The sequence below is a fragment of the Spirosoma agri genome (genome assembly GCF_010747415.1).
GTDB classification, from domain to species: domain Bacteria; phylum Bacteroidota; class Bacteroidia; order Cytophagales; family Spirosomataceae; genus Spirosoma; species Spirosoma agri.
The window spans coordinates 3996420-4002759 of sequence record NZ_JAAGNZ010000001.1 but is presented as its reverse complement, the minus strand read 5'-3'; the positions used below and the strand labels follow the sequence as shown (position 1 = coordinate 4002759).

The following is a 6340-nucleotide window of genomic DNA, read 5'->3' as shown; positions in this document are numbered from 1 at the left end:
TAGAGAGAAAGAAGCCGTTAGCATTTGCTGACGGCTTTTCTCGTTTATAGGGCTTTGATACAATAGGATAAGAGTAGTTCTGGCCTTCTTTGCTCTTATTTGTACTGAGTCAACCTCATAGATCAATGGCTATTTTCAAACTACAAATTAACGGTCGGAATTACCAAACCGATGTTGATGCCGATACTCCGCTATTATGGGTATTACGTGATTCATTCGGATTAACCGGTACTAAATATGGCTGCGGTATCGCGCAGTGTGGTGCCTGTACCGTACATCTGGATGGTGAAGCGGTTCGCTCGTGTGTTTTGCCTGTTTCCTCAGTTGGCAAAGCAAAGGTAACTACGATTGAAGGCCTTTCCGTGAACGGTGACCATCCGGTTCAGAAAGCATGGAATGAAATAGATGTTCCTCAGTGTGGTTACTGTCAGGCTGGTCAGATTATGACGGCGGCTGCCTTTCTTAAACGAAATCCGAAGCCAACTCAGTCTCAAATTGACGATATAATGACCGGAAATATTTGCCGGTGCGGTACGTATCATCGCATTCGTGAAGCTGTGAAGTTAGCGTCGACAACGGCAGTGTCAACTAAATCTGCAAAAACCAAATAGCCATGCAGAATTCACCAAAGCCAGGTCGTAGAAATTTTCTTAAGCTTGCAACAGCCGCCAGTGGAGGTTTGTTGCTGGGATTCAACTGGGTAGAATCCGAGGCTGCAACGTCGGTAGTAGTCGATATAAGCACGACCGTACCAGCCTCAGACGTTGATTTTAACAGCTATCTGTCCATAAACCCGCAAGGTATTATCACTATATTTTCGCCTAACCCCGAGGTTGGGCAGGGAATCAAAACCGCCTTTCCAATTATTGTTGCTGAAGAGCTGGACGCTGATTGGAAAAAGGTAGTTGTTGAGCAGGCCCCGTTGGATACCAAAAAATTTGAACGTCAGGTTGCTGGTGGTAGCGGTTCAATCCCGCATTCCTGGCAGCGATTGCGCAAAGCGGGTGCTACAGCCAGACAGATGCTGATCGAAGCAGCTTCGAAACGCTGGAACGTGCCCTTGTCAGAGTGTACAACCGAGAACGGATTTGTGCTTCACACCAGCAGTAATCGTAGACTCGGTTATGGTGAACTAGCTGCGGACGCTTCTAAACTGGCAGTTCCCACTGACGTGAAGCTGAAAGACACGAAGGATTTTAAGCTTATCGGCACGACCGTCAAAAATGTCGATAACCCTAAAATTATTACCGGGAAACCAATTTTTGGCCTCGATTTCTACCGGGAAGGCATGTTGTTTGCTATGTTACAGCGTCCTGCATTTGGCTATAAGCTTAAGTCGTTGGATGCGAAGGCGGCTAAAGCCATGTCAGGCATCGTGGATGTTGTGACGTTTGATAATAACGTAGCTGTCGTTGGCAAGTCGACCTGGCAGGTCAAGAAAGCAAAAGATGCGCTTAAAATAGAATGGGAAAAAGCTGATGTACTGGAGAGTACGGCTGACCATAATCGTCTTTTTAAAGAAATGCTCGATGCGTCAACCGCAACCGTACGCCGTAAGGATGGTAATGTTGAAACAGCGTTCAAGAATGCTGCGAAAGTAGTCAAGGCCGAATACCAGTGTCCTTTTCTACCCCACAACCCATTAGAGCCAATGAACTTTTTCGCTCACGTTCGGGCAGATGGCGCAGAGTTGGTTGGCCCCACACAAACACCCGAACTAGCACGGAACGAAACCGCTAAGTTGCTGGGTATATCGCCCGAAAAGGTGACTGTCCAGTTAACCCGTATGGGCGGAGGGTTTGGCCGTCGATTGAAGGCCGATTATGTTATTGAAGCGGTTCAGGTATCTAAACTCGCCAACGCGCCGGTCAAAGTCATCTGGTCGCGCGAAGACGATATGACGGGTGGAAGTTATCGACCAGCGGTTCGGTATCGCTTCGAAGCCGCTCTGGATGCGCAGGGAAACATGATCGGGTACAAGCTGCGTGGAGCCAGTATTAACGCGGGTAACTCCACGCGCGAAGATAATTTTCCAGCGGGAGCAGTCGATAATGTATTGATTGACAGTGTCGATCACAAGTCGCCAATTACGACTGGCCCCTGGCGGGCACCCATTACGAATTTTCTGGCTTACGCCGAACAGGCCTTTGTCGACGAAGTAGCGCAGGCTGCTGGAAAAGATCCCGTACAGTTTAGACTGGAATTACTCGATAAAGCCAAACAAAAACCTACTGGTGCCGTAAAGTATGACGTTGACCGCATGAAAGGCGTCATTGAGTTAGCTGCCGAGAAATCGGGATGGGGTAAAAAGAAAGGTGCCGATGGTAAGCTCATCGCTCAGGGCTTTAGCGTTTATTTCTCGCACCGGTCCTACGTGGCTCAGGTCGGTGAAGTTGTCTTGCAAAAGGGTAAACCGGTGATCCAGAAAGTGTACTCGGCGGCTGATTGTGGTGTAGTAATCAACAAAAGTGGAGCCGAACAGCAGGTGCGAGGCTGTATCGTAGATGGAATCGGGCATGCGATGTACGGAAATATCACGTTTAAGGATGGTATTCCCGAGCAGAAGAATTTCAATGACTATCGGCTTATCCGGCTCAACGAAATTCCGGAGGTAGAGGTCCATTTTGTTCAGAACGACATTGACCCAACCGGACTAGGCGAACCTTCGTTGCCACCCGCCGGAGCGGCTGTTGCGAACGCCATTTATAAGGCTACGGGTAAGCGTCTGCGGAGCCAGCCGTTTGCCTTACAGGAGGAGTTCAAAGCCATTTCGTAACAACAATAGCGCGAATCTAGCCGGTAAACGCCAGGCTGTGTCGTTCCAGTTAATTAAAGAAAGCTCGGCATAAGTCGGGCTTTTTTGCTTACTGATCCTATTGGTTACTTCTGTAGGGTAACAAATCGTGCAGATAAACATCGGTAGATTGTCGTGCCAACGCTAAATGGGTCAGTCTATACCATTAGATTTACCAATGTAAAATCTTTACATGCAGATTCATTCCTATGTATAAAACTATGTTTTTCAGACCAACCGGTATCGTTTTGTTTTTCACACTCTTGGTAATGAGTGCCACTGCTACCGCGCAATCCAACGTCCGTAAACCGACAATGGTTATTGTGCACGGTGCCTGGGGCGGGAGTTGGGCGTTCAAGAAAGTAGATTCGATCCTGACAACGCGAGGCTATACGGTCTACCGACCTGCGCTTACAGGGCAGGGTGAACGCGTACATCTGGCCTCTCCTGATGTTGGATTGTCTGTACATATCAATGATGTGGTTAATACGATTCTTTTCGAGGATCTGCACGATATTATTTTGGTAGGCCATAGCTACGGTGGTATGGTTATCACAGGAGTAGCCGATCGATTGGCTGACCGAATCAAAAGTCTGGTCTATCTGGACGCGATGGTTCCCAACGATGGTGAAAGCGTAATGAGCATTCAGGGCGACCGGGCTAATTCATTGAAACCGATGATAAAAGACGGGTTCATTGTACCCATGTGGGTTAAGGAGGACCAGAAACCGCCCAAAGATGTGCCGCAATCGCTGAAAACCTTCACGGAAGCGATCTCCCTGAAAAATCCGGCTGCCCGACAACTGTCTGCCCGTTACATTTTGACCGTTGAAGCGGGCAAAGACCCTAAAAGCGATGACTTTGCCTTACATGCCGATCGGGCGAAGCAGCGTGGCTGGCCTGTTTCTCAGTTGACGGCTGATCATAATCCGCAATGGTCAGCGATCATGCCCTTGGTTAATGCGCTGGATAAGTAACGGCGCCAAAGAGTACGTAGCTAAGTAACGTGAGTGGGCGATCTGTTGAGAGACAAAACCTCTGCCCATGCTTTGGGGTTAGGTTTCTCAACGATCATTCCACCACTCATTTATGCCTGTCATTGACGATGTCCTGCTTGTTTACTCGCTTCTTATAACCATAGTTTCGTTCACCAACCTTATACCGCTTGATTACTGGTGGATTCGAATCTGGGATTTTCCCCACCTTCAACTTGCGGTACTGGCCACTATCGGCCTTCTGGGGTGGGCACTGGTCGGGCATCATATGGATGGCTATCTGCTAATCGTTCCGGTTGGTCTGCTGGCAACATTAGGCTATCAGGGGTGGTTGATCTATCCGTTTACGTCCCTTCATCAAAAACGGGTTGCGTGGTTTACCAAAAAAAGTGAACAGGCTAAGCCCGAAGACAATACCATTCGGCTGCTGGTTGCCAATATTTTTATGGAAAATACGCGGACACCGGAAGTCCGCGCGCTGGTCGATAAGCATAAACCGGATGTGTTGCTGGTATTAGAGGCCAACCAGCGCTGGAAAGACGAACTGGCTGCGATCGAAGAAGATTACCCGTATCGCGTGTTGCATCCGCTCGAGAATACGTATGGTATGTTACTCTATTCTCGCTTGCCGATTCGACACCACGAACTGCGCTTCCTGATTCAGGATGATATTCCATCCGTATACGCACAGCTCGAATTAGCGTCTGGACAGTTAGTTCATTTTTATGGTGTCCATCCGATGCCACCCAGCCCGACAGAGCATTACCGATCCACGGAGCGCGATGCCGAATTGTTACTGGTAGGGAAGGAAGCGCGCAAAAAAACGGGTCCCATCATTGTGGCGGGTGATCTGAACGACGTAGCCTGGTCGCATTCGACCCGACTGTTTCAGCGGATAAGCGGTTTGCTCGATCCGCGAATTGGCCGGGGTCTGTACAACACATTCCATGCCCGCTATTTCTTCCTGCGCTGGCCGCTGGATCATGTCTTTGTTTCCCATCACTTCCAACTGCAAAAGATTCTTCGCTTACCGAATTGTGGCTCGGATCACTTCCCCATGTTCATTTCGTTGACCTACGCGCCAGACCCCAAGCAGGTGACTGATGAAATACCGGAACCCGAAGGCAATGATCTGGAGGAAGCCAGTGAAACAATTCAGGAAGCGAGCGAGTAGCGGGCAGGTCGATTACAACTAACGGCGGACTTTATCTGTTATGTTGAGATAATCGATTACCGTTATGAGCAGGGCTTTTTTGAAAAATGAAAGTGCCGATGATCCCGTCGTTATTCCGGCGAGGGCACCGTTGCCCCCCGGCGCGACTAACTACGTTACACCCCGTGGACTGGCTTTGTTACGAACCGAACTGGCCGGGCTGGAAGCGGAACGTACCCACGTGCAAGCCGAGAGTGACGAAGCCGAACGAAGTCGTCAACTGGCGCTGATCAATGGACGCATTGCCAACCTCAATCAGCGCATTGGCAGCGCGAAAGTGATTGATGCGCATGATCAGCCCCATGACGAAATACGCTTTGGTGCTACCGTCAGCCTGCACAGTCAAACGGGCAGAGCCACGATCGCCGATAAGAAATTAACAATCGTTGGCGTTGACGAAGCCGACGCAACGCATGGGCGGATTGCGTTTACGGCACCCGTAGCGCGCGCTATGTTAGGCAAACGGGTTGGCGAAACTGTTTCGTTTCCCGCCATGCAGGGCGTAAGCATTATGGAAATAACAGAAATATCGTACGACGAGTAACGAGGACATCCTGTCCGCCGTATAGCTGATATCAAAAACTGATTTCACACGAAGCCGATGTGCGCGTTACTAAACAAGGTTTGCATCATACGTTTAAACTCCGCCTGAAGTGGTGCATTGATGCTAATGTGATCGCCTGTTTGTGGGTGCGTGAACGCGAGATGATTAGCATGTAACAGCATCGTGTTCATACTGAACTGATCCAGAAAGAGTTTATTCTGTTTGTTGCATCCGTGTGGCCGGTCGCCGATGATTGGGTGAAGGATGTGAGCCATGTGCTTCCGTAACTGATGCATCCGTCCGGTAGATGGCGTTAACTCGACCAGTGAATACCGGGAGGTGGCGTGTTTTCCGAAAGCCAGTGGAATCTCAGTGCGTTGCAAGGTTTTCAGAACGGTCACGGCGTCCTGAACTACACCATCATCTCGGCGCAGTGGGTAATCAATTGTTTGCTCGTCAGGTGTATAACCCCGTACAATGGCAAGATACGTTTTCGCAACCAGACCATCCGCAAACTGTTTTTGCATGGCCGAATTCATCGCTTCATGCAACGCGAACAGGAGCACACCGCCGGTCTTGCGATCCAGCCGATGTACCGGATAGACTCGCTGGCCTAACTGGTCGCGGAGAATCTGAACGGCAAATTCACTGGCATCGCTGGCAATGGGTGACCGATGGACCAGTAGCCCGTGTGGTTTGTTGATGGCGACTAAATCGGCGGACTGGAACAACACCGCCAAAGGCAGGGGCGTATCGACTACAGGGCTGGTTGGTTGCATAGCCCACAAAAGTAC

General features: G+C 49.7%; 6 protein-coding genes. 5 read left to right on the top strand and 1 reads right to left on the bottom strand.

The features are described from left to right. The first annotated feature begins 125 nt into the window (after positions 1-125). The 5 genes from GK091_RS16685 (at position 126) to GK091_RS16665 (ending at position 5546) form a co-directional block, all read left to right on the top strand. On the top strand, positions 126-611 hold the full coding sequence (locus GK091_RS16685) for a (2Fe-2S)-binding protein (RefSeq protein ID WP_164040451.1): 486 nt from the start codon (positions 126-128) through the stop codon (positions 609-611). 2 nt (positions 612-613) lie between these two features. Beyond that, positions 614-2776: a xanthine dehydrogenase family protein molybdopterin-binding subunit gene (locus GK091_RS16680; protein ID WP_164040448.1), complete on the top strand. Its 2163-nt coding sequence runs from the start codon at positions 614-616 to the stop codon at positions 2774-2776. Positions 2777-3063: 287 nt separating this feature from the next. Continuing rightward, on the top strand, positions 3064-3771 hold the full coding sequence (locus tag GK091_RS16675) for an alpha/beta hydrolase (RefSeq protein WP_212592967.1): 708 nt from the start codon (positions 3064-3066) through the stop codon (positions 3769-3771). A 112-nt stretch (positions 3772-3883) separates the two neighbouring features. Then, positions 3884-4963, top strand: coding sequence for an endonuclease/exonuclease/phosphatase family protein (locus GK091_RS16670; RefSeq protein ID WP_164040445.1), 1080 nt, complete (start codon positions 3884-3886; stop codon positions 4961-4963). Between the two features lie 64 nt (positions 4964-5027). After that, positions 5028-5546 (top strand): GreA/GreB family elongation factor, encoded by a 519-nt coding sequence (locus tag GK091_RS16665; protein ID WP_164040442.1) that lies wholly within the window; start codon positions 5028-5030, stop codon positions 5544-5546. Positions 5547-5590: 44 nt separating this feature from the next. Here GK091_RS16665 and GK091_RS16660 read toward each other — a convergent pair whose 3' ends face one another. Beyond that, positions 5591-6325, bottom strand: a complete 735-nt coding sequence (locus tag GK091_RS16660) for a pseudouridine synthase (protein WP_164040440.1) — start codon at positions 6323-6325, stop codon at positions 5591-5593. Positions 6326-6340: the final 15 nt, after the last annotated feature.

What these genes read in the sequence shown, in the direction of transcription:
- GK091_RS16685 (WP_164040451.1), top strand. Translation starts at nt 126, where the DNA reads ATGGCTATTTTCAAACTACAAATTAACGGTCGGAATTACCAAACCGAT.
- GK091_RS16680 (WP_164040448.1), top strand. Translation starts at nt 614, where the DNA reads ATGCAGAATTCACCAAAGCCAGGTCGTAGAAATTTTCTTAAGCTTGCA.
- GK091_RS16675 (WP_212592967.1), top strand. Translation starts at nt 3,064, where the DNA reads ATGAGTGCCACTGCTACCGCGCAATCCAACGTCCGTAAACCGACAATG.
- GK091_RS16670 (WP_164040445.1), top strand. Translation starts at nt 3,884, where the DNA reads ATGCCTGTCATTGACGATGTCCTGCTTGTTTACTCGCTTCTTATAACC.
- GK091_RS16665 (WP_164040442.1), top strand. Translation starts at nt 5,028, where the DNA reads ATGAGCAGGGCTTTTTTGAAAAATGAAAGTGCCGATGATCCCGTCGTT.
- GK091_RS16660 (WP_164040440.1), bottom strand. Translation starts at nt 6,325, where the DNA reads ATGCAACCAACCAGCCCTGTAGTCGATACGCCCCTGCCTTTGGCGGTG.